At 70.5% G+C, this 22,819-nt stretch carries 24 protein-coding genes; 15 read left to right on the top strand and 9 right to left on the bottom strand.

Annotation, left to right across the window (positions count from 1 at the left end):
* Position 1: 1 nt before the first annotated feature.
* The 4 genes from F4560_RS24460 to F4560_RS24445 all read left to right on the top strand — a co-directional run bounded on the left by F4560_RS24460 (position 2) and on the right by F4560_RS24445 (position 4,544).
* Positions 2-391 carry an ACT domain-containing protein gene (locus tag F4560_RS24460; protein ID WP_184923561.1) on the top strand — a complete coding sequence of 130 codons (390 nt, stop codon included), beginning with the start codon at positions 2-4 and terminating at the stop codon, positions 389-391.
* A 70-nt stretch (positions 392-461) separates the two neighbouring features.
* Positions 462-1,910, top strand: a complete 1,449-nt coding sequence (locus F4560_RS24455; protein WP_184923559.1) for a serine/threonine-protein kinase — start codon at positions 462-464, stop codon at positions 1,908-1,910.
* 58 nt (positions 1,911-1,968) lie between these two features.
* The gene (gene dapA, locus F4560_RS24450; protein ID WP_184923557.1) at positions 1,969-2,865 is read left to right on the top strand and encodes a 4-hydroxy-tetrahydrodipicolinate synthase; all 897 of its coding nucleotides are present in this window, start codon (positions 1,969-1,971) and stop codon (positions 2,863-2,865) included.
* Positions 2,862-4,544 carry a ribonuclease J gene (locus tag F4560_RS24445; protein WP_312869455.1) on the top strand — a complete coding sequence of 561 codons (1,683 nt, stop codon included), beginning with the start codon at positions 2,862-2,864 and terminating at the stop codon, positions 4,542-4,544. Before dapA ends, F4560_RS24445 begins: the two co-directional genes overlap by 4 nt.
* Before the next feature lie 40 nt (positions 4,545-4,584).
* Here the strand turns inward: F4560_RS24445 and F4560_RS24440 are convergent, their stop codons facing one another.
* Positions 4,585-5,199, bottom strand: a complete 615-nt coding sequence (locus F4560_RS24440) for a TetR/AcrR family transcriptional regulator (RefSeq protein WP_184923555.1) — start codon at positions 5,197-5,199, stop codon at positions 4,585-4,587.
* A gap of 75 nt (positions 5,200-5,274) precedes the next feature.
* Here F4560_RS24440 and F4560_RS24435 point away from each other — a divergent pair, with 75 nt between their 5' ends.
* Positions 5,275-5,931 (top strand): NADPH-dependent F420 reductase, encoded by a 657-nt coding sequence (locus F4560_RS24435; RefSeq protein WP_184923553.1) that lies wholly within the window; start codon positions 5,275-5,277, stop codon positions 5,929-5,931.
* Between the two features lies 1 nt (position 5,932).
* Here F4560_RS24435 and F4560_RS24430 read toward each other — a convergent pair whose 3' ends face one another.
* The gene (locus F4560_RS24430; RefSeq protein WP_184923551.1) at positions 5,933-6,706 is read right to left on the bottom strand and encodes a lysophospholipid acyltransferase family protein; all 774 of its coding nucleotides are present in this window, start codon (positions 6,704-6,706) and stop codon (positions 5,933-5,935) included.
* A 131-nt stretch (positions 6,707-6,837) separates the two neighbouring features.
* Here F4560_RS24430 and F4560_RS24425 point away from each other — a divergent pair, with 131 nt between their 5' ends.
* Positions 6,838-9,288, top strand: coding sequence for a DNA translocase FtsK (locus F4560_RS24425; RefSeq protein ID WP_184923549.1), 2,451 nt, complete (start codon positions 6,838-6,840; stop codon positions 9,286-9,288).
* 51 nt (positions 9,289-9,339) lie between these two features.
* On the opposite strand, the gene F4560_RS24420 is transcribed toward F4560_RS24425, so the two are convergent.
* The 4 genes from F4560_RS24420 to F4560_RS24405 all read right to left on the bottom strand — a co-directional run bounded on the left by F4560_RS24420 (position 9,340) and on the right by F4560_RS24405 (position 12,025).
* Positions 9,340-9,735, bottom strand: coding sequence for a phospholipase (locus tag F4560_RS24420; RefSeq protein ID WP_184923547.1), 396 nt, complete (start codon positions 9,733-9,735; stop codon positions 9,340-9,342).
* 562 nt (positions 9,736-10,297) lie between these two features.
* Positions 10,298-10,555 carry a hypothetical protein gene (locus F4560_RS24415; RefSeq protein WP_184923545.1) on the bottom strand — a complete coding sequence of 86 codons (258 nt, stop codon included), beginning with the start codon at positions 10,553-10,555 and terminating at the stop codon, positions 10,298-10,300.
* 52 nt (positions 10,556-10,607) lie between these two features.
* The gene (locus tag F4560_RS24410) at positions 10,608-11,498 is read right to left on the bottom strand and encodes a MerR family transcriptional regulator (protein ID WP_221483625.1); all 891 of its coding nucleotides are present in this window, start codon (positions 11,496-11,498) and stop codon (positions 10,608-10,610) included.
* A 26-nt stretch (positions 11,499-11,524) separates the two neighbouring features.
* Complete coding sequence (locus tag F4560_RS24405) at positions 11,525-12,025, bottom strand: amino-acid N-acetyltransferase (protein WP_184923543.1); 501 nt, start codon at positions 12,023-12,025, stop codon at positions 11,525-11,527.
* Positions 12,026-12,426: 401 nt separating this feature from the next.
* On the opposite strand from F4560_RS24405, the gene F4560_RS24400 reads away from it, so the two are divergent.
* The 8 genes from F4560_RS24400 (at position 12,427) to F4560_RS24365 (ending at position 19,270) form a co-directional block, all read left to right on the top strand.
* Positions 12,427-12,576, top strand: coding sequence for a hypothetical protein (locus F4560_RS24400; protein WP_184923542.1), 150 nt, complete (start codon positions 12,427-12,429; stop codon positions 12,574-12,576).
* Positions 12,577-12,681: 105 nt separating this feature from the next.
* Positions 12,682-14,058: a 30S ribosomal protein S12 methylthiotransferase RimO gene (gene rimO, locus F4560_RS24395; protein ID WP_184929361.1), complete on the top strand. Its 1,377-nt coding sequence runs from the start codon at positions 12,682-12,684 to the stop codon at positions 14,056-14,058.
* A gap of 47 nt (positions 14,059-14,105) precedes the next feature.
* Complete coding sequence (pgsA, locus tag F4560_RS24390; protein WP_246478728.1) at positions 14,106-14,639, top strand: CDP-diacylglycerol--glycerol-3-phosphate 3-phosphatidyltransferase; 534 nt, start codon at positions 14,106-14,108, stop codon at positions 14,637-14,639.
* 76 nt (positions 14,640-14,715) lie between these two features.
* A complete protein-coding gene (locus F4560_RS24385) occupies positions 14,716-15,189 on the top strand; it encodes a CinA family protein (protein ID WP_184923538.1) in 474 nt (157 codons plus the stop codon).
* Positions 15,190-15,345: 156 nt separating this feature from the next.
* Positions 15,346-15,768: a helix-turn-helix domain-containing protein gene (locus tag F4560_RS24380; RefSeq protein ID WP_184923536.1), complete on the top strand. Its 423-nt coding sequence runs from the start codon at positions 15,346-15,348 to the stop codon at positions 15,766-15,768.
* 320 nt (positions 15,769-16,088) lie between these two features.
* Positions 16,089-16,949 carry a PspA/IM30 family protein gene (locus F4560_RS24375; RefSeq protein WP_184923534.1) on the top strand — a complete coding sequence of 287 codons (861 nt, stop codon included), beginning with the start codon at positions 16,089-16,091 and terminating at the stop codon, positions 16,947-16,949.
* Between the two features lie 16 nt (positions 16,950-16,965).
* Positions 16,966-17,760, top strand: coding sequence for a phage shock envelope stress response protein PspM (gene pspM, locus F4560_RS24370; protein WP_184923532.1), 795 nt, complete (start codon positions 16,966-16,968; stop codon positions 17,758-17,760).
* Positions 17,761-18,025: 265 nt separating this feature from the next.
* Positions 18,026-19,270 carry a uracil-xanthine permease family protein gene (locus tag F4560_RS24365; protein ID WP_184923530.1) on the top strand — a complete coding sequence of 415 codons (1,245 nt, stop codon included), beginning with the start codon at positions 18,026-18,028 and terminating at the stop codon, positions 19,268-19,270.
* Here the strand turns inward: F4560_RS24365 and F4560_RS24360 are convergent, their stop codons facing one another.
* From F4560_RS24360 to F4560_RS24350, 3 genes are read right to left on the bottom strand one after another with little or no spacing between them, the layout of a single operon-like run.
* Positions 19,271-20,293, bottom strand: coding sequence for a quinone-dependent dihydroorotate dehydrogenase (locus F4560_RS24360; protein ID WP_184923528.1), 1,023 nt, complete (start codon positions 20,291-20,293; stop codon positions 19,271-19,273).
* A 9-nt stretch (positions 20,294-20,302) separates the two neighbouring features.
* A complete protein-coding gene (locus F4560_RS24355) occupies positions 20,303-21,097 on the bottom strand; it encodes a DNA-formamidopyrimidine glycosylase family protein (RefSeq protein WP_184923526.1) in 795 nt (264 codons plus the stop codon).
* 30 nt (positions 21,098-21,127) lie between these two features.
* Positions 21,128-21,964: a ParA family protein gene (locus tag F4560_RS24350; protein WP_312869454.1), complete on the bottom strand. Its 837-nt coding sequence runs from the start codon at positions 21,962-21,964 to the stop codon at positions 21,128-21,130.
* Positions 21,965-21,998: 34 nt separating this feature from the next.
* Here F4560_RS24350 and F4560_RS24345 point away from each other — a divergent pair, with 34 nt between their 5' ends.
* Positions 21,999-22,721, top strand: coding sequence for a class I SAM-dependent methyltransferase (locus F4560_RS24345; RefSeq protein WP_184923523.1), 723 nt, complete (start codon positions 21,999-22,001; stop codon positions 22,719-22,721).
* Positions 22,722-22,819 lie beyond the last annotated feature (98 nt).

Here is a 22,819-nt window from a genome sequence, read left to right as displayed (position 1 = left end):
GGTGAAGCGGCTGATCGTCGACGTCCGGCCGGGGGAGTACACGGTCGCCAGGCTGGCCCCGGACGCGCCGGTGCCGGCCGGGCTGCTCGACGCACCCGGTCTCGTGTCGGTGACCAGGACGCCCGACGAGCTGTCCATCGTGTGCCCGAGTGAAGTGGCGCCGCGATCGGAGACCTCGCAGCCCGGCTGGCGGCTGCTGACCGTGCGCGGTCCGCTGGAGTTCACCCTTACGGGGATCATGGCCGCGTTGTCGGGTGAACTGGCCGCGGCGGGTGTGAGCCTGTTCGCCCTGTCCACATACGACACAGATCACCTGCTGGTGAAGGCCGGCGACCTGGCACGCGCGGTGCAGGCGTTGCGCGCGTCCGGGCACGAAGTCACGAAACCGTGAAACCGGACCGGGCTTCGCAGGGTCTGAAGTAGCGTCCGCCCGGTCCGCGGTCGGGTTTCGAGGAGTGACGGTGACTGGTCCCCAAGGTGTGAGCGCCCAATCCCGCGTCATCGCGGGCAGGTACACCCTGCTCGCCGAGTTGGGGCGCGGTGGCATGGGCGTCGTGTGGCGCGCCCAGGACAACGTGATCGGTCGCCAGGTCGCGATCAAGGAACTCCACCTGCCCGACGGCATCGCGCACGAGGAGCGCCGGGTGCTGGAGGAACGGGTGCTCCGCGAGGCGCGCACGGCGGGCCGGCTGAACGACCCCGGCGTGGTCACCGTGTTCGACGTGGTCGCCGAGAACGGCATGAACTACATCGTGATGGAGCTGGTCGAGGCGGCCACGCTCTCCACGCTGATCAACGCGCACGGCCCGATGCCGCAGGAGCGGGTCATCTCGATGGCCACGCAGGCGCTGTCCGCATTGGACTCCGCGCACCAGGCGGGCATAGTGCACCGGGACGTCAAGCCCGGCAACCTCATGATCACGCCCACCGGCCGGGTGAAGCTGACCGACTTCGGCATCGCCCAGGCCGTGGACGACCCGCGGCTGACCACCGCCGGCAGCCTCATCGGCTCGCCCGCGTACATGTCGCCGGAACGCATCCACGGCCACGAGGCGTCACCCGCGTCCGACCTCTGGGCGTTGGGCGCGACCCTCTGCTACGCCGTGGAGGGCGTCAACCCGTACGAGCGCTCGTCCACCGCGTCCACCCTGCACGCGATCATGAACGAGATGCCGCGGCTGACCAGGGCGCACGGCGTGCTCGGCGCGGTGATCACCGGTCTGCTGATGCCCGACCCGAACGCCCGGCTCACCGGCCCGCAGGCGCGCGCCATGCTGGAACGCGCCGCCGCCCAGCCGACGCCGCCGACGGGTTTCGGCGTGCCGCCGAACTCGACCATGCACTACACCGCGCCGACCGCCGTGCGGAAGCCGTGGCTGAAGAACGCGCTGATCGCCGGCGGTGTGCTGGCCGCGGTCGTGCTGCTGGTCGCGGGCGTGTTCCTGGGCCGGTGGATGTTCACCGACTCGCCGCCCGCCGCGATGGCCGAGACGATCACCTACGGTTCCGACGGCACCATGACGCCGAGCCAGTTCGAGCTCCGCGACGGGCAGTGCGGCGACAACTTCGTCGAGCAGAACATCACCGTGAACTCCACCACGTGCGAGGACAAGCACCGGGTCGAGGTCTTCGCGGTCGGCACGCCGTTCGGCTCGTCGGACAAGCGCGCCTACCCCGAGGGCGAGTGGATGCGGGAGTACGCGGAGCGCTTCTGCACGCTGCACTTCATGTCCGACCGGGTCCCGGTGGAGGACAAGACCACCAAGTTCCGCTACGTCGCCGTGATGCCGACGTCGAACCAGTGGAAGCCGGACCCGAGCGATTCGGACGACAAGGGCAGCCGCGAGGTGTTCTGCGTGCTGTGGAACACGGACAAGAGCGAACTGTCCGAACAGGTGTACGCAGAGTAGGTGCGGTGTAGGTGCTGTCGTCGCAGCTTGCGGAGGGTGACGCGGTAGATTTCCGGATATGACCGGAAGTCCTACCGCCTCGCCCGGCCGACCCTTCGGCCACGTGCTCACCGCCATGGTCACCCCGTTCGACGCCCGCGGGGCGGTGGACCTGGACAAGGCGCAACAGCTCGCCGAGCACCTCGTCGAGCTGGGCAACGACGGTCTCGTGCTCAACGGCACCACCGGCGAGAGCCCCACCACGAGCGACGCCGAGAAGGCAGACCTCATCCGCGCCGTGGTCGAGGCGGTCGGCGACCGCGTGACCGTGGTGAGCGGCGCCGGCACGTACGACACAGCGCACAGCGTGCACCTGGCCAAGGAGGCCGAGGCGGCGGGCGCCCACGGCCTGCTGTTGGTCACGCCGTACTACTCGCGGCCCACCCAGGAGGGTGTGTACGCGCACTTCACCACCATCGCGGACCAGGTCGGCGTGCCGGTGATGCTGTACGACATCCCGCCGCGCACCGTCATCCCGATCGACGTGGAAACCCTGCTGCGCCTCGCCGAGCACCCCCGCATCGTGGCCGTGAAGGACGCCAAGGGCGACCTGCTCGCGGGCAGCAAGGTCATCGCCGGCACCGACCTGGCCTACTACTCCGGTGACGACCCGCTGAACCTGCCCTGGCTGTCGGTCGGCGCGGTCGGCTTCGTCAGCGTCATCTCGCACTTCGCCGCGGACCGGCTGCGCGAGATGCTCGTCGCCTACGAGTCCGGCGACGTCGTCGGCGCGACCGCGATCCACCACTCGCTGCTGCCGCTGCTGCGGCCCTTCAGCCGGATGCCCGGCGTCACCTACGCGAAGACCGCGCTGCGTGTGCGCGGACTCGACGTGGGCGACCCGAGGCTGCCGCTGGTACCCGCTTCAACCGAGGACATCGAGGCCGTCGAGGCCGAATTGGGAGTCAACGCGTGATCAACCCGAACTCACCCCCGCCCGCGCTGCCAGACGGAGCCCTCCGCCTCGTCGCACTGGGCGGAATCGGCGAGATCGGCCGCAACATGACGGTGTTCGAGCACGCCGGCCGGCTGCTCGTCGTGGACTGTGGCGTGCTGTTCCCCGAGGACGACCAGCCGGGCGTCGACCTGATCCTGCCGGACTTCCGGGCCATCGAGGACCGGCTGGACGACATCGAGGCCGTGGTCCTGACGCACGGCCACGAGGACCACATCGGCGCCGTGCCGTTCCTGCTCAAGCTGCGCCCGGACGTGCCCGTGGTCGGATCCCGGCTCACCCTGGCGCTGCTCGCGGCCAAGTGCCGGGAACACCGCCAGACGCCGCGGCTGGTGGAGATCGGCGACGGCGAGCGGCGCTCGTTCGGGCCGTACGACCTGGAGTTCTTCCCGGTCAACCACTCCATCCCGGACGCCGTCGCGGTCGCCATCCGCACGTCCGCCGGCGTGGTGCTGCACACCGGTGACATCAAGCTCGACCAGTTGCCGCTGGACGGCAGGCTGACCGACCTGGCCGGGTTCTCCCGGCTCGGCGACGAGGGCGTCGACCTGTTCCTGGTGGACTCGACCAACGCCGAGGTGCCCGGGTTCGTGGTGCCGGAGCGCGAGATCGGGCCGGTGCTGGAGAACGTCATCCGCAAGGCCAACCAGCGTGTGATCGTGGCGTGCTTCGCCTCCCACGTGCACCGCGTGCAGCAGGTGCTGGACGTGGCCGTGCAGTACAACCGGCGGGTCGCGCTGGTCGGCCGGTCGATGGTGCGCAACATGGGCATCGCGTCCGAGTTGGGCTACCTGCGCGTGCCGGAAGGGCTGTTCGTGGACCTCAACGAGGCCATGGACATGCCCGAGGACCAGGTGCTGTTCGTGTCCACCGGGTCGCAGGGCGAGCCGCTGTCGGCGCTGTCCCGGATGGCGCGCGGCGAGCACCGGCAGATCTCGATCAAGGCCGGGGACACGATCGTGCTGGCGTCGTCGCTGATCCCGGGCAACGAGAACGCGGTGTTCGGCGTGGTGAACGGTCTGGCGCGGCTCGGCGCGACGGTCGTGCACCAGGGGAACGCCAAGGTGCACGTGTCCGGCCACTCGCCCGCCGGTGAGCTGCTGTTCCTGTACAACGCGGTGCGGCCGACGAACGTCATGCCGGTGCACGGCGAGTGGCGGCACCTGCGGGCGAACGCGGCGCTGGCCGTGGCGACCGGGGTGGACCCGGAGCGGGTCGTCATCGCCGAGGACGGCGTGGTGGTCGACCTGATCGACGGCAAGGCGGCGATCAGCGGCAAGGTCGAGGTCGGGCACGTCTACGTGGACGGGCTGTCCGTCGGTGATGTCGGCGAGTCGACGTTGTCCGACCGGCTGGTGCTCGGCGAGGGCGGGTTCATCGCCATCACCGTGGCCGTGGACTCCACGAACGGTCGCGCGGTCGCACCGCCGACCGTGTCCGGGCGCGGGTTCTCCGACGACCCGAAGGCCTTGGACCAGGCCGTGTCACTGGTGGAGATGGAGCTGTCCCGCACGGAGGCCGAGGGCATCACCGACTCGCACCGCATCGCGCAGGCCGTGCGCCGGGTGGTGGGCCGTTGGGTCGCCGAAACCTACCGCCGTCGCCCGATGATCGTGCCGACCATCATCCCGGTGAACTGACGCGCAGCGAGCCGAGCCGGCACCGGACCCCGGTGCCGGCTCACGCGCTCGCGCCCGCCGTGCCCGCTGCCGCTGTGCCCGCGACCCCTGTGCTCACCGAAGCCGCGACCAACGCCGACGCGGCGGTCCGTGCGACCCGTGCGGTCGTCGGGAACGCCTCCAGCACCCCGTCCGCCAGCACACCGTCGATCATCACCGTCAACGACCGCGCCAGCGCCGCGGGCTCACGGGCGCCGGCCGCCGCCGCCATGCCCTCCACCCACTCCCGGACCTCCCGCTTGTGCCGCACGGTCCGTTCGTGCACGGGCGTGCCCGCCGGGCTCTCCGCGGCGGCGTTGACGAACGCGCAGCCCCGGTACCCCTCCCGCAGGCACGCGGCCTCCAACGCGTCGAACATGCCGACCAGCTGCTTCGCGGGATCGGGTCCGGCCGCCTCCGCCGCCTCCCGCAGCTGCGCCTTCCACACCACGTCGACCTCGTCCAGGTACGCCAGCACCAAGTCGTCCTTGCCCGGGAAGTGCTTGTAGAACGTCGCTTTCGCCACCCCGGACTCGGCGATGATCGTGTCGACGCCGACCGCACGCAGGCCGTGCGCGTAGAAGAGCCGCAGGGCCGTCTTCACCAACTGGTCCCTGGCTTCTCCTCGCTTCGCCATCTTGCAACTGTACAGACCTGTCTGTTACGTTCACGATCTAGTCAAGTAGACAGACCTGTCTGTAAAGGTGGAGTCATGAGAATCGGCGTGCTGGGCACCGGCATGGTGGGACGGGCGCTCGCCGGGCGTTCGGCCGAACTGGGCCACGACGTGCGGATGGGCACCCGGGACGTGGCCGCGGCCCTGGCGCGGCCGGACGAGGAGTTCCGCCGGTGGCGCGACGAACACCCGTCCGTCGTCCTGGACACCTTCGCCGCGACGGCGGCCCACGGCGAAGTGGTGATCCACGCGGGCACGGGGGCGGCGGCGCTCGACATCCTCGACGCCGCGGGCCCGTTCGACGGCAAGATCCTGCTCGACCTCGCCAACCCGCTCGACTTCGCCGCCGGCTTCCCGCCCACCCTGTCGGTCAAGGACACCGACTCGCTGGGCGAGCAGATCCAGCGGGCGCACCCCGGAGCGCGCGTGGTGAAGGCGTTGAACACGCTCAACGCCGACCTGATGGCGCGTCCGGCGACGCTGGCGGCGGGGGATCACAGCGTGTTCGTGTCCGGGAACGACGACGCCGCCAAGGCCGTGGTGACGGGGCTGCTGAAGGAGTTCGGCCACACCGACGTGATCGACCTCGGCGACATCACCACGGCCCGCGGCACCGAGATGTTCCTGCCGTTGTGGCTGCGGCTGATGCAGTCGCTCGGCACCTCGGCGTTCAACATCAAGGTGGTGCGCTGAGCTACTCCGGTCTCCAAGGGCTCTTGCCCGTGGTCGGCCGTGTGGGGTCGTGGAACTTCGGCAGGTCCGGCTCGTCGATCCGCAACGGCACCAGGCCCGCGGTGATCGCACGCATGATCCGCTCGTGCGCCCGCCGCGCGTCACCGGGCTTGCCGTCTTCCAGTCCCGACAGGTCCACGGGCTTGCCGAAGTGCACCTTGAACGTCGGCCGCCGCCGCATCCCGCGCACGTAGGACGTGAGGTACGGCTTGACGTCCTCCCAACCGTCGACGTGGGTGTTGCCCCAGTAAACGGCCTCGTGCGCGCCCCACTGGCTGACCGGGACCACCGGGATGCCGCCGCTCAGCGCGAGCCTGGCGGCGCCGGTCTTGCCCCGTTCCGGCCACAGCCCGGGATCGAGGCTGACGCGACCCTCCGGGTACAGCGCGATCGGGTCGCCGCCGCGGCGCAACGCCTCGACGGTCCGGTGGTAGGCCTCGCCGACGTCCGCCGCCGCCCGGTCCACCCGCAGGTGGCCGGAGCCCCGCAGCAGGGGCCCGAGGACCGGTGCGTCGAGCAGACCGCCCGCGAGCAGGAAGCGCGGCGCGACACCGATCCGGCGGCAGGCGGCGATCAGCACGAACGGGTCGAGGTTGCCGATGTGGTTGGACGCGAGCAGCAGGGGACGGCCCCTGAGGTCCGCCGGGATGTCGCCGGTGACTTCGAGTCGTCCGCTGAGGCCGACGACTCCTTGGTCGACTGCGGTCAGCACGCGCCACAGCAATGGTGTGGACACAGCGCGAAAGGCTACGGCGTGTCGAGGTGTCGGCGCACCGCGTTCCGGGCAACTATGGGGGACTGGCAGCGCACGTCACGTCGAGCGTGACCGTTGGGGCTGGTGGGGTTCGAGGGACTACCGTATACATCATGGCCGGCCGACCTGGGACTACGCGCAAGGGCTCGACCCGCACCACCGGATCCGGGTCGAAGCCCCGTTCGAGCGCGTCCCGTCCGGCGGCGAAGCGGGCGCCCGCCAAGCGCGCCCCGGCCAAACGCGCGCCGGCCAAGAAGTCCTCCGGTTCCGTCGGCAAGGTGTGGGGCCTGCTCGGCCGCGGCGTCGGTTCGGTGGTCCGCGCGGTGGGCCGTGGCAAGGAACTCGATCCGGCACACCGCCGTGACGGCCTGGCGCTGGTGCTCATCGCGCTGGCCGTGATCACGGCCGCCGGCGTGTGGTGGCAGGCGGGCGGACCGGTCGGTCAGTGGGTCGACGTCGCCGTGCGCAGCTCCGTCGGCGGCCCCGCGGTGATCCTGCCCGTGGTGCTGCTGGCGATCGGCGTCACGCTCATGCGCACCGACCCGAACACGGAGGCCCGGCCCCGTCTCGTCATCGGCGCGATGCTGGTCACCGTCGGCTTCCTCGGCATGTTCCACCTGATCGGCGGCCTGCCGATGGACCCGATCGCCCGCCGCGACGCCGGTGGCGCGCTCGGCTACCTCGCCGGCGGGTTCCTCGCCCAGGGCCTCACCCCGTGGGTCGCCGGACCGCTGCTGGTGCTGATCTTCGGCTACGGCGTGCTCCTGCTGGTGCACCTGCCGATCCGCGAGGTGCCCGCGAAACTGGGCAGCTTCCTGCACCGCAAGGCGGAACCGTCCGACGGCTTCGAAGACGAGGAACCGGAGGCGGAGCCGGAGCCCGAGGAGAAGCCGGCCAAGCTGCGCCGCCCGTCCCGCAGTCGCCGCCAGGCCACCGCCGTCCCCGACGAACAGCCCGAGCTGCCGCTGGACGAAGAGCCGCCTCCGCCGCCCGTGAAGCCCGCGCCCAAGCCCAAGTCCACCCCGGAGACCCCGAAGACGGCCGCGATCGCCGTGCGCGCGGTCGAGGGCGACTACCGGCTGCCGCCGCCCACCATCCTCAAGGACGGGGACGCGCCGAAGGCCCGCAGCAAGGCCAACGACCTGATGATCGAGGCCATCACCGGCGTGCTCGACCAGTTCTCCATCGACGCGCAGGTCACCGGCTTCACCCGCGGTCCCACGGTCACCCGGTACGAGGTGGAACTGGGTCCGGGCGTGAAGGTCGAGAAGATCACCGCGCTGACCAAGAACATCGCCTACGCGGTGGCCACCGACAACGTCCGGCTGCTGGCCCCGATCCCCGGCAAGTCGGCGGTCGGCATCGAGGTCCCCAACAGCGACCGCGAGATGGTGCGCCTCGGCGACGTGCTGCGCTCGCCGTCCACGGTCAACGACAACCACCCGATGGTGATCGGGCTGGGCAAGGACATCGAAGGCCACTTCGTCACCGCGAACCTGACCAAGATGCCGCACCTGCTGGTCGCGGGCTCCACCGGTTCCGGCAAGTCCAGCTTCGTGAACTCGATGCTGGTGTCGCTGCTGGCGCGGGCCACGCCGGAGGAGGTGCGGATGATCCTGATCGACCCGAAGATGGTCGAGCTGACGCCCTACGAGGGCATCCCGCACCTGATCACGCCCATCATCACCCAGCCGAAGAAGGCCGCCGCCGCGCTGTCCTGGCTGGTCGAGGAGATGGAGCAGCGCTACCAGGACATGCAAGTCAACCGGGTGCGGCACATCGACGACTTCAACCGCAAGGTCAAGTCGGGGGAGATCGTCGCGCCACCGGGCAGCGAGCGCGTCTACCGGCCGTACCCGTACATCATGGCGATCGTGGACGAGCTGGCCGACCTGATGATGACCGCGCCGCGCGACGTCGAGGACGCGATCGTCCGGATCACGCAGAAGGCGCGTGCGGCGGGCATCCACCTGGTGCTGGCGACACAGCGGCCGTCCGTGGACGTGGTGACCGGTCTGATCAAGACGAACGTGCCGTCCCGGCTGGCGTTCGCCACGTCGTCGCTGACCGACTCGCGCGTCATCCTGGACCAGCCGGGCGCGGAGAAGCTGATCGGCATGGGCGACGGCCTGTACCTGCCGATGGGCGCCTCGAAGCCGGTGCGCGTGCAGGGCGCGTACGTCGGGGACGACGAGATCTCCGAGATCGTGAACTTCGCGAAGACCCAGGCGCAGCCCGAGTACACGGACGGCGTCACGGCGGCGAAGGCGGGCGAGAAGAAGGAGATCGACGCCGACATCGGTGACGACCTGGAAGTGCTGATCCAGGCCGCGGAGCTGATCGTCACGTCCCAGTTCGGCTCGACGTCCATGCTGCAACGCAAGCTGCGCGTGGGCTTCGCCAAGGCCGGACGCCTGATGGACCTGCTGGAGACGCGCGGCGTCGTGGGCCCGTCGGAAGGCTCGAAGGCCCGCGACGTGCTGATCAAACCGGACGAGCTGGACTCGCTCGTCTACCTGATCCGCGGCGGCTCGGGCCCCGCGGACGACGCCGACGAGGACTGACCGCGGTTGTTCCCCCGCCGGAAACGCGGCGGGGGAACGTCCAGAACGGCGTCAGCTGGCGCCGAACTGGCGCACTGCCTGGTAGTAGGCGTCCGCGGTCCGGTTGCAGGACCAGTTGCCCGCGCACTGGTGGTACATGTCGGACTTGAAGTTGTTGTCGATCCGCAGCCGGGTCGTCTCGTTGAACCGACCCTGCCGCTTGTAGTTGCGGTAGCCGAAGTCGTGCCGGTGGCAGGCCGGCAGGAACTTGAACCCGAACGGGTTGTCCGGCGACCAGGAGCAGCCGTCCGACGACCAGTCGAGCTGGGTGCTGTACGGCCGCTGCGTGCGGATGGACGCGAACTGGGCCAGGGACTTGCTGAAGAGGTAGTCGTCGGTCACCGCCGGAGCGTTGATCGCCGCCTGACCGACACCGGCGCCGACCAGCAGGGCGAGTGAGGCGACCATGATTGCGAACGTGTTGCGCAGGGATTTCGCGAGCACTGTGCTTCCCCTCGGTTTTAAGGTTTGAGGGTTTGTACCGGTCGATGATCAAAGGGCAACAGCCCCGATCGGCTCACTCCGTCTCAATTACGGGTGAACTTCCGGCCGTCGGCGATCACAGTGGCGGACCGGACTGGCCGGTTCCGAAATCCCAGGCGTGGCAACACTTCAGCGCCCGCCGCACCGCCGAGCGAGTGCCCGCGTGAGACGTTGCTGGGCCATCCGGAGGTAGATCGGTTGGACTGCATCGCCCTGTCCGGTTAGGCCGATCCACCGGTCACGCCGGCTCTTCTTGTCCAACGTCGGTTGGTCCGCCCGCACGAACGTTGGGTTCGGAGTCGGTGGCCGGGACTTCGCGCAGCCGTAGGCAGTTCGGCGGAATGCCATGTCCGGTACGGGTTTCCGCCTCACCTAGCACCCGATCGAGCGCCCGTTCAACCCCTGCCGGCCCCTGCGTGAACCCCTAGCCACGCAAGGGATCCAGTCCACTGCGGAGCGTCCACATCGGACGCTGTCGGCACGGCGATCACGTCGTGCGCCTGCGGTAGTACTCCGACACCCATGGCCCGATCAGGCACACCGCCAGCACGTACCCGAACACGACCGGCCACACCATCACGCCCAGCGCGGTGAACCCGGACCGCACCACCAGGTACTCGGCGACGAACAGCAACGTCCAGAACACCAACCGCTTCACCCCGGACCGCAACGGGTGCCGACCGATGGACCGGTCGTACCGGTATCCGGCCCGCAGTCCGACCAGCGCCCCGAGGACCGCGATCACGCCGCTCTCCGCGAGTGGACGCCCAGGCCTTCGACCTGGGCGGGACCCGCGGTCACCTGTGCGGCTCGTCGTGCTCGTCACCGCGGTCGAGGAACCGCTGGATCGTCGGCTCGTCGGGGACCTCGTCGTCCTCCTCGGTCTCGATGAGACGCTCGGCGATGGCCACCGGCTCCTCGACCCAGGCGGGCTTGAAGTCGTCGCTGGGCAGCAGTTGGTGGCGGCGGGCGAACTCCTCCGCCGCGTCCCTGATCGACTCGCGCAGCGTGCCGATCACGACGGTCTCGGCGGTGTAGGTCAACTCCACGAGAAGTGCGCGCATGCGGTCGAGTTGGTCGTCCTGGCCCGCGTTGTCGGCCAGTTGCGGCCACAGGTGGCGCTCGAACACCTCGACGAAGTCGGCCGCGATGGTGTCGGTGGAGGTGCGCAGGTTCGCGAACTTGTCCAGCACGTCGTCGCTCGGGACGCTGAGCGCGGCGAGCCGGTTGCCCGAGTCCAGCGCCCAGCGGCGGACGTGCGGCCAGCCGCGTCGCCAGCGGACCAGGCCCAGTTGCACGGCGCGGCGCAGGACGCGGGGGCGGATGTCGCCCAGCGGGACCAGGCGGGTGATGTCGCGGACCTTGATCCGGACCCAGTCGTCGGGGCCTTCCGCCTCGCCGAGACCCAGCACCGCAGCGACGCTCGCGCCCTTTTCGCGTGCCTTCACCAGTTCGGCGATCGCGGGCAGCGAGAAGCCGCGCGACTGGAGGCGTTGGACGAGCGTGAGGCGTTCCAGGTGGGAGGCGTTGTAGTAGGCGACTCGGCCTTGCCTGCGAGGGGGGTGCAGGACGCCCTTGGTCTGGTACATGCGGATGGTGCTGCCCGGTAGACCGACCCGGACCGCCAACTCGTCGACCGTCCACTGCTCCACGATGCCGATCTTGGTGGTCGGCGTTCGTTGAGTCAAGACTCTTCGAGTGATTACTCGAAGAGTTACAGGTGCAGGAGCATCCGCGAGTTGCCCAGGGTGTTGGGCTTCACGTACGAGAGGTCCAGGAACTCGGCCACGCCTTCGTCAGCCGACCGCATGATCTCCTCATAGACCTCGGGCGACACCGGCGTGCCGTCGATCTCCACGAAGCCGTGCTTGCCGAAGAAGTCCGTCTCGAAGGTGAGTACGAACAGGCGTTCCAGCTGGAGCTCGCGGGCGGTCTCGATGAGCCGGTGCACGATCCGGTGGCCGATCCCGCGCCCCAACGCCGTGGGCGCCACCGCGACCGAGCGGATCTCGGCCAGGTCCTCCCAGAGCACGTGCAGCGCGCCACACCCCAGGACCACGCCGTCGTCTTCGGCGACCCAAAATTCCTGGACGTCCTCGAACAGCGTCACCAACGGCTTGGCCAGCAACACCTTGCCCGCGTACGCGTCGATGAGGGTCTTCATCGTCCGCACGTCGCCGGTGCGGGCGCGACGCACGTTGATCGGGTCGTTCACGCGCTCAACGTAACCTCCGCCCGCCGCCGGCTCCTACTCGGCGGTCTGCATGGTGAAGTATCTCCTTCTTGGCCTCTAGGCGGAGAACCACGCGAACCCGTTCAAGCCCGATCCCACGGCCCGGTTTCGAGGTCGACGAGTCGAATTGGTGAATGCCGGCCGGACTGCTCGCCGCGGTGCCGCTCGCGGCCGTCGGCACCGCCTGGAGCTGGCCGGCTCCACCTGCTCTCCGACCGCGAGCCTCGCGGAGAGCGCAGCCTGGAACGGCGCTATCCGGCCGGCCAGTACGGCGGCGCCCCTCAGACGCACGAAGCGCGATTTGTGAACGGCAAAGGCTGACGGCCATGCGCGAGAATTCGCGGGTCGGTTGAAGCGGGCCATTCCCGCGCGCCGGAACAACCGTGCTGCACGTTCCCGGCTACGAGAAGAAGCTCGACTTCACGACCTTCGACGGGCGCGTCGAGGACGCCGTGGCGCGCGCCGCTCTCCTCGGACCCGACAACCCGGCCACGGACGTCGGGCGGCTCGTCCGGACCGTCCTCCACACCTGACCTGGACCGCTCGTCGCACCGACCACGCCGGGCCGGGCGGCGGCGGCGTCCGCGCCGGTTACGCTGAGCACCGTGTCTTCCCCCACCACGTCCAAGCGCGTCGCCATGCTGACCCTCGGGTGCGCCCGCAACGAAGTCGACTCCGAAGAACTCGCCGGCCGCCTCACCGCCGGCGGTTGGGAGCTGGTCGACGACGAGGCCGACGTGGTCGTGGTGAACACGTGCGGCTTCGTGGAGTCCGCGAAGAAGGACTCCGTGGACACGCTCCTCGCCGCCGCGGACAGTGGCGCGAAGGTGGTCGCGGTCGGGTGCATGGCTGAGCGGTACGGCGCCGAGCTCGCCGACAACCTGCCCGAGGCGAACGCCGTGCTCGGGTTCGACCACTACACCGACCTCTCCGACCGCCTGGACGACGTCCTCGCAGGTCAGAGCATCGAATCGCACAAGCCGGTCGACCGGCGCACGCTCCTCCCGCTCACCCCCGTGCAGCGCCAGAAGGCCGCCGAGGACGTCCAGGTGCCCGGTCACGGCTGGGGCCCGCGCGTCCTGCGCACCCGCCTGACCGACACCCCCGTCGCCCCGCTGAAGATCGCCTCCGGCTGCGACCGCCGCTGCTCGTTCTGCGCCATCCCGTCGTTCCGCGGCGCCTTCGTGTCCCGCCACCCGGACGAGGTGGTGGCCGAGGCGGTGTGGCTGGCCGAGCAGGGCGTCCGCGAGGTCTTCCTGGTCTCCGAGAACTCCACCTCCTACGCCAAGGACCTGCCGCGCGAGCTGGGCGGCCTCGAACAGCTGCTGGAGCGGCTGGCGCAGGTCCCCGGCATCGACCGGGTCCGCGTGTCCTACCTCCAGCCGGCCGAGACGAAGCCCACGCTGGTCAAGGCCATCGCCACCACCGAGGGCGTGGCCGACTACTTCGACATGTCCTTCCAGCACTCCAGCGAGGCCGTGCTGCGCCGGATGCGCCGGTTCGGGTCCACGGAGTCGTTCCTCGGCCTGGTCGAGCAGATCCGCTCGCTCGCACCGCGCGCCGGCATCCGCAGCAACGTCATCGTCGGCTTCCCCGGTGAGACCGAGGAGGACGTGGCCGAGCTGGAGCGCTTCCTCACCGCCGCCCGGCTGGACGCGGTCGGCGTGTTCGGCTACTCCGACGAGGACGGCACCGAGGCCGAGAACCTGCCGGACAAGCTGGACGCCGACACCGTCGCCGAGCGCGTCTCCCGCATCTCGAACCTGGTCGAGGAGCTGATCTCGCAGCGCGCGGAGGACCGCGTGGGCGAGGAGGTCGTCGTCCTGGTCGAGACCGAGGAGGACGACGAGAGCGACTGCCTCGGCCGGGCCGCCCACCAGGCGCCCGAGGTCGACGGCGAGTGCGTGGTCACGAACGCCGACGGCCTGAAGGTCGGCGACCTGGTCCGCTGCCGGGTCGACGCGTCCGAGGGCGTCGACCTGGTCGTCACAGCGATCGAGGTGCTGCCGAGGTGACGGAGCCCGCGCGCGTGCCGGTGCTGAACATCGCCAACGTGCTGACGATGTCCCGGCTGGTGCTCGTGCCGGTGTTCCTCTACCTCCTGTTCGTCGAGGACGGCCACCAGACCTGGTGGCGGCTGTGGGCGTTCGGCGTGTTCGCCCTCGCGTCGGTCACCGACCACATCGACGGCAACCTGGCCCGCAAGCACGGCCTGATCACCGACTTCGGCAAGATCGCCGACCCGATCGCGGACAAGGCGCTGACCGGCGCCGCGCTGATCGGGCTGAGCCTGCTGGGCGATCTGCCGTGGTGGGTGACGATCGTCATCGCGGTGCGCGAGCTGGGCGTGACGCTGCTGCGCTTCTGGGTCATCCGGCACGGCGTGATCCCGGCCAGCCGGGGCGGGAAGCTCAAGACGCTCGTGCAGATCGTCGCCATCGGCCTGTACATCCTGCCGCTGCCGGCGTGGCTGGACGTGGTCGCGGTGATCACCATGGGCGCGGCCGTCGTGCTGACGGTCGTCACCGGCGTCGACTACGTGATCCGCGCCATCCGGCTGCGGGCGAGGGGGAAGCGGGCGGTGGCCGGGGCCTGATGAGCGAGCCGGCGAGCGAGTCGTTCGACACAGCGCCCCCGTGCTCTGCCACGCCGAGCCCTGGCGAGGTGTGCGCATGAGCGCTGAGGACGTCGTCCGCGCGCTCCTGGCGCGCGGCGAGACGGTCGCCACCGCCGAATCCCTGACCGCGGGCATGGTGACGGTCGAGCTGACGTCCGTGCCCGGTTCCAGCGCCGTGGTGCGCGGCGGGCTCGTGGTCTACGCGACCGACCTCAAACAGGCGCTCGCGGGCGTGGACGCCGCGCTGCTGGCCGAACACGGCGCGGTGCACCCCGAGGTGGCCCGACAGCTCGCCGAGGGCGCACGGGAGCGCTGCGGGGCGACGTGGGGTCTCGGGCTCACCGGAGTGGCCGGTCCGGACCCCCAGGACGGGGTCGCGCCGGGCACCGTCCACATCGGTTTGTCCGGTTCGTCCGGTTCTTCGGTGGAATCGCTCACTCTCGGTGGTGACCGTGGACAAGTCCGCAGAAGATCCGCGATGGCGGCGCTCGACCTCCTGCTGGCCCACCTGAAGATCCCCGTCGAGTGACTTGAGCAGGGCGTTTCCCGTCACACCGGGCAGTGCGCCCGGGAACTTACCCGCGAGTTCACTCGTTCGCCCTTGGCGGACGTGTCCGGAAGTCACTGCCCGTCGACGGAACGGGTCGGTAACGTGGTGGCACGGCCGGCCGGAAGGAGGCGCGCGATGACCGTGCTGCTACGCGAGGCGATCGGTGATCGGCTCCGCCATGCCCGCACCACCCAACGCCGCACGCTGCGCGAGGTCTCCAGGACCGCCCGCGTCAGCCTGGGGTACCTCTCAGAGGTGGAGCGTGGCCGCAAGGAGGCGTCCAGCGAACTGCTGGCCGCGATCTGCGAGGCGTTGGACCTGCCCCTGTACGAACTACTGCACCTGGTCGCCTCGGACATCGGCGCGCTCCACCAGCCGGTGCCCACCCCGGCCGAACTCGCCGAACGGGCCGCTCCCGCGCCCGCGGGTCTGGAGGGCGGCACCATGGTGCCCGCGGTGATCGGCAACGACCTGTCCGACCTGCGGTTGCAGCCCGTGCTCACGCACCGGCTGTCCACTTCGATCAGCAAGCCGCGCAACGCGGTGGTGGCGGCGTAACCACAGCGCACCCGTGGAAAGCCGAGCCGGTCCGACCGGCTCGGCTTTCGGCGTTTCCCCGGTCGGGGTTTTCCGCGTTCCCCGGTCGGGCGTGCAACGACTTGGCATCCGCGGCCGGGGTCGCCGCGTCGGCCGGAAGCCGGGCGGGCAGGATGACCATGCCGACGAAAGTCAGGGGGTGACTCAGGGTGAACCCGGATATCTCCCCAGGTCGGTGGAAGCAGCGCGGGACAACTGACACGATGGAACCAACACCGGCACCGGGTCGTTGCCAATCACGAGCGCGAGCCAGGGAAGTGCGGAGAAGGCAGGCGTAGGAGATGGCCAACCCTTTCGTGAAGGCATGGAAGTACTTCATGGCGGCGTTCTCGTCCAAGATCGACGAGCACGCCGACCCGAAGGTGCAGATCCAGCAGGCCATCGAGGAGGCTCAGCGTCAGCATCAGGCGTTGTCCCAGCAGGCCGCCGCGGTGATCGGCAACCAGCGCCAGCTTGAGATGAAGCTCAACCGCCAGCTGGGCGAGGTGGAAAAGCTCCAGGCCTCCGCACGTCAGGCGCTCGTGCTCGCGGACGAGGCGCGCGGCAAGGGCGACGAGGCGCGGGCGACGCAGTTCGAGACCGCGGCGCAGGGCTTCGCCACCCAGCTGGTGACCGCCGAGCAGAGCATCGAGGACCTGAAGACGCTGCACGACCAGGCGTTGCAGGCGGCCACGCAGGCGAAGCAGGCCGTCGAGCGCAACGCGATGGTGCTCCAGACCAAGCTCGCCGAGCGCACCAAGCTGCTCAGCCAGCTGGAGCAGGCGAAGATGCAGGAGCAGGTCTCGCACTCGCTGCGCCAGATGACCGAGCTGGCCGCGCCGGGCAACACGCCGTCGCTGGAGGAGGTCCGCGACAAGATCGAGAAGCGGTACACCACCGCCCTCGGGTCCGCGGAGCTGGCGCAGAACTCGGTGCAGGGCCGGATGCTGGAGGTCCAGCAGTCGACCACCGAGATGGCGGGCCACTCCCGGTTGGAGCAGATCCGCGCCTCGATGGGGGGCGGCAAGGTCGCCGGCGAGGTGACGAGCGGTCAGCCCAGCGCGAGCGCGAGCATCCAGCAGGAGATCCAGCAGCGGGTGCAGCAGACGCAGGCGCAGCCGACCCAGCAGATGCAGCAGAACCCGCCGGCGAGCCAGGGCTGAGAGGGTGGCGTCCGCGATGGATCCCCGGCGGAAGGCAGCCGGCGAGATCGCCAAGGTCATCGGCGGTCAGTTGCAGGGCCAGATCCTCCAGGGCCAACTCGCGGACCAGGTGAAACGGCGGTACGCCGCCTGGAACGACCCGCGCGCGAAGCTCGATCGGCAGTACCGCCGGTCGAGCCGCGTGCTGACCTTCTGGTTGATCGTGCTGGCCCTCCTCGCGGTGGTCGGCACGCTCACCATCGCCGGTGTGCTGCACGAGGGCGTCGGGATCGGCGCGGCGCTGGGCTTCGCCGGCACGTCGGTGCTCGCGGTGCGCACGAAGATGAAGCTGGGGCGCGTCGACACCGAGCGGAAGCAGCTGGCGGCGGCGCCGGTGCGCGTGCCGCTGCCCGCCCGTTCCTCGGCGGCCCGTCAGCCGATGGAACGGCTGGAGGACGCCGAGGACACGTTGCGGGAGCTGCTGCGCCAGCTCGACTCGGACGCGCTGACGTCCGTGCCGACCGACTCGGTCGAGCAGGCTCGCGCCACCGGGGCCGAGGCCGCGTCGGCGATCCGGGCCGTGTCCCACCAGTTGCAGGCGGTGGAACGGGCCCGTGACACCGCGCCGCCGCTGGACCGCGCCCCGCTCGTCGAGGGCGTGCGAAGACTGCGCGTCCAGCTGGACGAAGGTGTGGACGGCTACTGCGGCTTGGTCGCCGCGGCCGGTCGGGTGCTCGCCGAGAGCACCGCGTCCAACCCCCGGCAGGTGCTGGACGACGCGGCGGACCACCTCGCGGGTCTGGCGTCCGCGCTGCGCGAGCTGTCCCGCTGAACGGCGACGCTGAACGGCGTCACGGAACGGCAGGCACGGAACGGCGACGCGGGGCGGCGGGCACGGGACGGCACGGGGCCATCTGCACGAACCCCGGTTACCTCACGTTGCGTAGCGGAGTTCCGCTGACCCGATCGTGATGCTGGCGTACGCTGCTGCGATCGTGTGATTATCAGACCGTTATATAGCCGCAGCCACTACTTGGCGTGGCAGGATCCCTTGGTCGGACAGCGTGGTCCGTCCTGGTCGCGGGGGAGGTCATTGAGTGGCGTTGTGGTCCGTGCACGGTGATGGCCGCCCGATCGACGGTGACGCCATCGCGCCGCAGGAGCGGCCGAGTTGGCCGCGCACCATCGGTTTCGGCGCCCAACACCTGGTCGCGATGGCCGGCGCCACGATTCTCGTCCCCGCCACCACCGGTCTCCCGGTCAGCACCACGCTGCTGTTCTCCGGCGTCGGCACCCTCCTGTTCCTGCTGATCACCCGCAACCGGGTGCCCAGCTACCTCGGCGCGTCGTTCGCGTTCATCGCGCCGCTGTCGGCCGCCCGTGACGAGGGCATCGCCGCGCAACTCGGGGGCGTGCTGGCCGCCGGGCTGCTGGTGATCATCATCGGGGTGGCGGTGAAGGCGCTGGGCGTGCGGCTGCTGGAGGCCGTGATGCCGCCGGTGGTGACCGGCGCGGTGGTCGTGCTGATCGGGCTCAACCTGTCCCACCGGGCCACCGACTCGTTCGCCGAGCAACCGCTGCCCGCCGCGGTGACGTTGGGCATCATCCTGCTGTGCGGCGTGCTGGGCCGCGGGTCGTTCTTCCGGTTCTCCGTGCTCATCGGCGTGGTCGCCGGGTGGGTGCTCGGCTTCTCGCTCGGCCTGGTCGACCTGGACGCGGTCGGCGCGGCGGCGTGGTTCGGCCTGCCCGAGTTCCACGCGCCGGAACTGCGCCCGTCGGTGACGCTGCTGGTGCTGCCGGTGGTGATCGTGCTGGTCGCGGAGAACGTCGGCCACGTCAAGGCGATCGGCGCGCTGACCGGCCGCAACCTCGACGGCAACGTCGGCGACTCGATCATCGCCAACGGGGTGTCCACCGCGCTGGCCGGTTTCGGCGGCGGCTCGGGCACGGCGACGTACTCCGAGAACATCGGCGTGATGGGCGTGACCAAGGTCTTCTCCACCGCCGCCTACGCGGTGACCGGTGTGGCCGCCGTGGCGATGTCGTTCTCGCCGAAGGTCACGGCGGTGCTCGCGACCATCCCGGCGGGCGTGGTCGGTGGCGCCACCCTGGTGCTGTTCGGCCTGATCAGCCTGGTCGGCGTGCGGGTGTGGATGGAGAACCGGGTCGACCTGACCAACCCCGGCAACGCGCTGGTCGGCGGCGCGGCCCTGGTCGCCGGGGTGGGCGACCTGACGTTGCAGCTGGGGGACATGGAGCTGGGCGGCCTGGTGTGGGGCTCGCTGCTGGTCGTGATCCTGCACCCCGTGCTGCGCTCGCTGCGCGCGGCCCGAAGCTCCTGATCAGACGCACTCCTTGTTGATGCGGTAGATCAGTCCGGGGCCCTCGAAGATGAACGCGGTGTAGATCTGGAGCAGGTCGGCGCCCGCGTCGAGCATGCGCTTCGCGTCGTCCACGCTCGCGATGCCGCCCACGCCGATGATCGGCAGCCGGCCGTCGGTCTCCTTGCTCACGAACCGCACCACCTCGCGGGCGCGTTCGGTCAGCGGCTTGCCGCTCAGCCCGCCGGCTTCGTGGGCCAGGTGCCGGTCGGCCGGGGCCAAGCCGTCGCGGGACAGCGTGGTGTTGGTCGCGACCAGGCCGCTGACCTGGTGCGCATCGCACACTTCCAGCAGTTCGGCGATCGCCTCGTCGGTCAGGTCGGGGGCGATCTTGACCAGGATCGGCTTGCGCGGCGCCGACCCGGCCAGCTCGTCCGCGGTGGTGTTGAGCGCGGACAGCAGCTCGGTCAACGCGGTCCGGTCCTGGAGGCTGCGCAGGCCCGGCGTGTTGGGTGAGCTGATGTTGATGGCGAAGTAGTCGCCGTGCTTGTACAGCGCGCGCAGGGACGTCTGGTAGTCCTCCACCGCGTCCTCGACCGGTGTCACCTTGGACTTGCCCAGGCTGATGCCCAGCGGCACGGGCAGCGGGCCCAGGCGGTCCAGCCGGTTGGCCAGCTCCTGCGCGCCGTCGTTGTTGAAGCCCATCCGGTTGATGATCGCTTCGCTGTCGCGCAGCCGGAACAGGCGCGGCCTCGGGTTACCCGGCTGCGGGTGCCGGGTGACCGTGCCGACCTCGATGAACCCGAACCCGAGCGCGGGCCACGCGGGCAGCGCCCGGCCGTTCTTGTCCAGGCCGGCGGCCAGTCCGACCGGGCCGGGGAACCGCACGCCGAACACCGTGCGCTCCGCCGCCGACTGCCTCGGCACGAGCTTCGCCGCCGGGCTCATCAGCTCCAGGAGGCCGAGCGTGGTCTCGTGGACCCGCTCCGGGTCCCCACCGTGCATCCGGAACAAAGCACTGCGCACCACGCTCTTGTAGATCACATAGCAACCCTAAGCGATTGGTCCCGGCTGGCAGCGCGGGCACCAGTACGCTGGGCGCTCCATCACACCCACGCCCTGCCCGCCGACCTTGATCCTGGTCCCGCAGCGCAGGCACGGCTTGCCGCCGCGCTCGAACACCCAGTGCTGCCGGCCACGCCCCATCAGCCCGGTCGTGCTCTGCTCCGGGTGCCAGGCGTTGGCGAGCAGCAGCTTGCGCGCCAACCGCACCGCCTCCGCCGGATCCACCGCCGACACCGGGCTCCACGGCGACACGCCCAGCAGGAAGCACACCTCGGCCTTGTACAGGTTCCCCACGCCCGCCATCACGCGCTGGTCCAGCAGGGCCAGGCCCAGCTCGCGGTCCGGGTCCGCGGTCAGCCTGGCGACCGCCTCGGCCGCACGCCCGTCGTCCCAGTCGCCCAGCAGGTCCGGCCCCAGGTGCCCGACGAGCCGCGTCTCCTGGTCGGTCGGGAGCAGTTCGAGGTCGTGCAGCGCGAACCCCACCGCGACCCGGTCGGGCACTTCCAGCAACGCGCGGACCTGGTGACCGGGCCGCCGCCAGCGTTCACCGGGCCGGTAGAGGTGCCACGCGCCGTCCATCCGGAGGTGGCTGTGCAGGCTCAGACCACCGGAGAAGCGGGTGAACAGGTGCTTGCCGACCGAACGCACTTCCAGCACGTCCCGGCCGCTCAGATCGGCCGTGGCCCACGTCGGGTGGCGCAACTCGCCGCGCAGCAGCCGGCGGCCGGCCAACGCCTCGTTCAGGCGGTGCCCGGCCAGGAAGACCGTGTCACCCTCGGGCACCGCGGTCGGACTCGGGGAGCGGCGTGGTGGTCACGCGTCCACCGCTTCCTCGATCTCTTCGTCGTCGAAGTCGTGGTGCACGGCCCTGCGTCTACTCCGGCTGATCCGCAGTATCCGCGCCAGCACCAGGTTGAACGCCAGCGCCACCTCGCGCGCGCCCGGCGTGCCCCATTCGTGGATCGGCATGCACGCGCCCTGCGCCTGCTGCACCGCCAGCCGGTCCGGCAGCGCCACCGGCATCACCAGCGGCCCGAAGATGTCGCGCAGCTCGTCGATGCGGAACTGGTGCTCGTGCGACCTCGGCCGCACCCGGTTCACCACCACGCCCAGCGGCTGGAGCTCCTCGTTGTGCTCACGTTCGGCCTGCACCGCCTCGAACGCCCGCTGCACGCCCGCCACCGCGAACATCGTCGGCTCCGTCACCAGCAGCGCCCGATCGGCCGCGACCAGCGCGGACCTGGTCAGCTGACCCAGTGAGGGCGGGCAGTCCAGCAGCACCAGCTGGTAGGGGTCTTCGTCGTCCCGAAGCACCCGCAGCGCCTCGCGCAGCCGGCCGAGCCTGGTCTCGCCGGGGTCGGGGTGGTTCAGCGACTCCGCGTCCTCCGAGCCGGCCAGCACGTCCACGCCGTCACCCCACGCGCTGGGAGCGATCGCCTTGCGCAGCGTGTCCTCACTCGGATCCTGGAGGACGTCGTAGACACTGGCCTCGGTGTCGTCGGGTTCCAGCGTCGAGGTGGCGTTGCACTGTGGATCCAGGTCGATGACCAGCGTCCGGATCCCACGCCGAAGCGCGGCCGACGCCAGACCGAGCGCGACCGTCGTCTTCCCAACGCCACCCTTGAGGCTGAGCACCGCCACCGTATGCACGTTGTGCAGCCTACGGCCCTTACGCTCTACGTCCATGCGACCGGACGCCGTACACAGGGTGCTCGACGCCGAGCTGACCGCCGCGCGCGACCGCAGGGGCGGTGAACCGCCGCGGGTGCTCGACGTGGGTGGTGGCAGCGGCGTGTGGGCCGTGCCGCTGGCCGTGGCCGGGTGCACGGTGACGGTCGTCGACCCGAGCCCGGACGCGCTGGCCACGTTGCACCGCCGTGCCGCGGACGAGGGCGTGCTGGACCGCATCACCGCTGTTCAGGGCGACACGGACGCGTTGGACCGGGACGGCTCGGCGGACCTGGTGCTCGGGCACGGGCTGCTGGAGGTCGTGGACGACGCCGGTGTCGCGCTGGCCGCGCTGGCCGCCGCCGCCGCTCCGGGTGGCGCGGTGTCCGTGCTGGTGGCGAACCGGTACGCGGCCGTGCTGCACCGCGCGATCGCCGGTCGGTTGGTCGACGCACGGCGGCTGCTGGACGACGAGTCCGGTCAGCTCGTCGGCACCCGTGACCCGCTGCTGCGCCGGTTCGACGTGGTCGGGCTGGAGGCGTTGGTGCTGGCCGCGGGCCTGAAGGTGGAGCTGGTCCAGGGTCACGGCGTGGTGTCCGACCTGGTGCCGGGAGCGGTGCTGGAGGCCAACCCCGGGGCGGCCGAGGCGCTGGCGGAGCTGGAGCTGGCCGCGGCGGCTCACCCGCCGCTACGGGACGTCGCCGCACGCCTGCACGTGATGGCGCGAAAGCCCGCGTGACTTCGGTTACCCGCCGCAACCTTTAGTCCGATTATTCACCCGATCGCGTTCTAAACGCGTCCATTCAGACCAACTTCGTGTGATCGGCGTCATCCTCG

This window comes from Saccharothrix ecbatanensis, from assembly GCF_014205015.1.
Taxonomy (GTDB): Bacteria; Actinomycetota; Actinomycetes; order Mycobacteriales; family Pseudonocardiaceae; genus Actinosynnema; species Actinosynnema ecbatanense.
The sequence above is the reverse complement of the archived record's forward strand: the minus strand, read 5'-3'. Positions and strand labels throughout refer to the sequence as shown.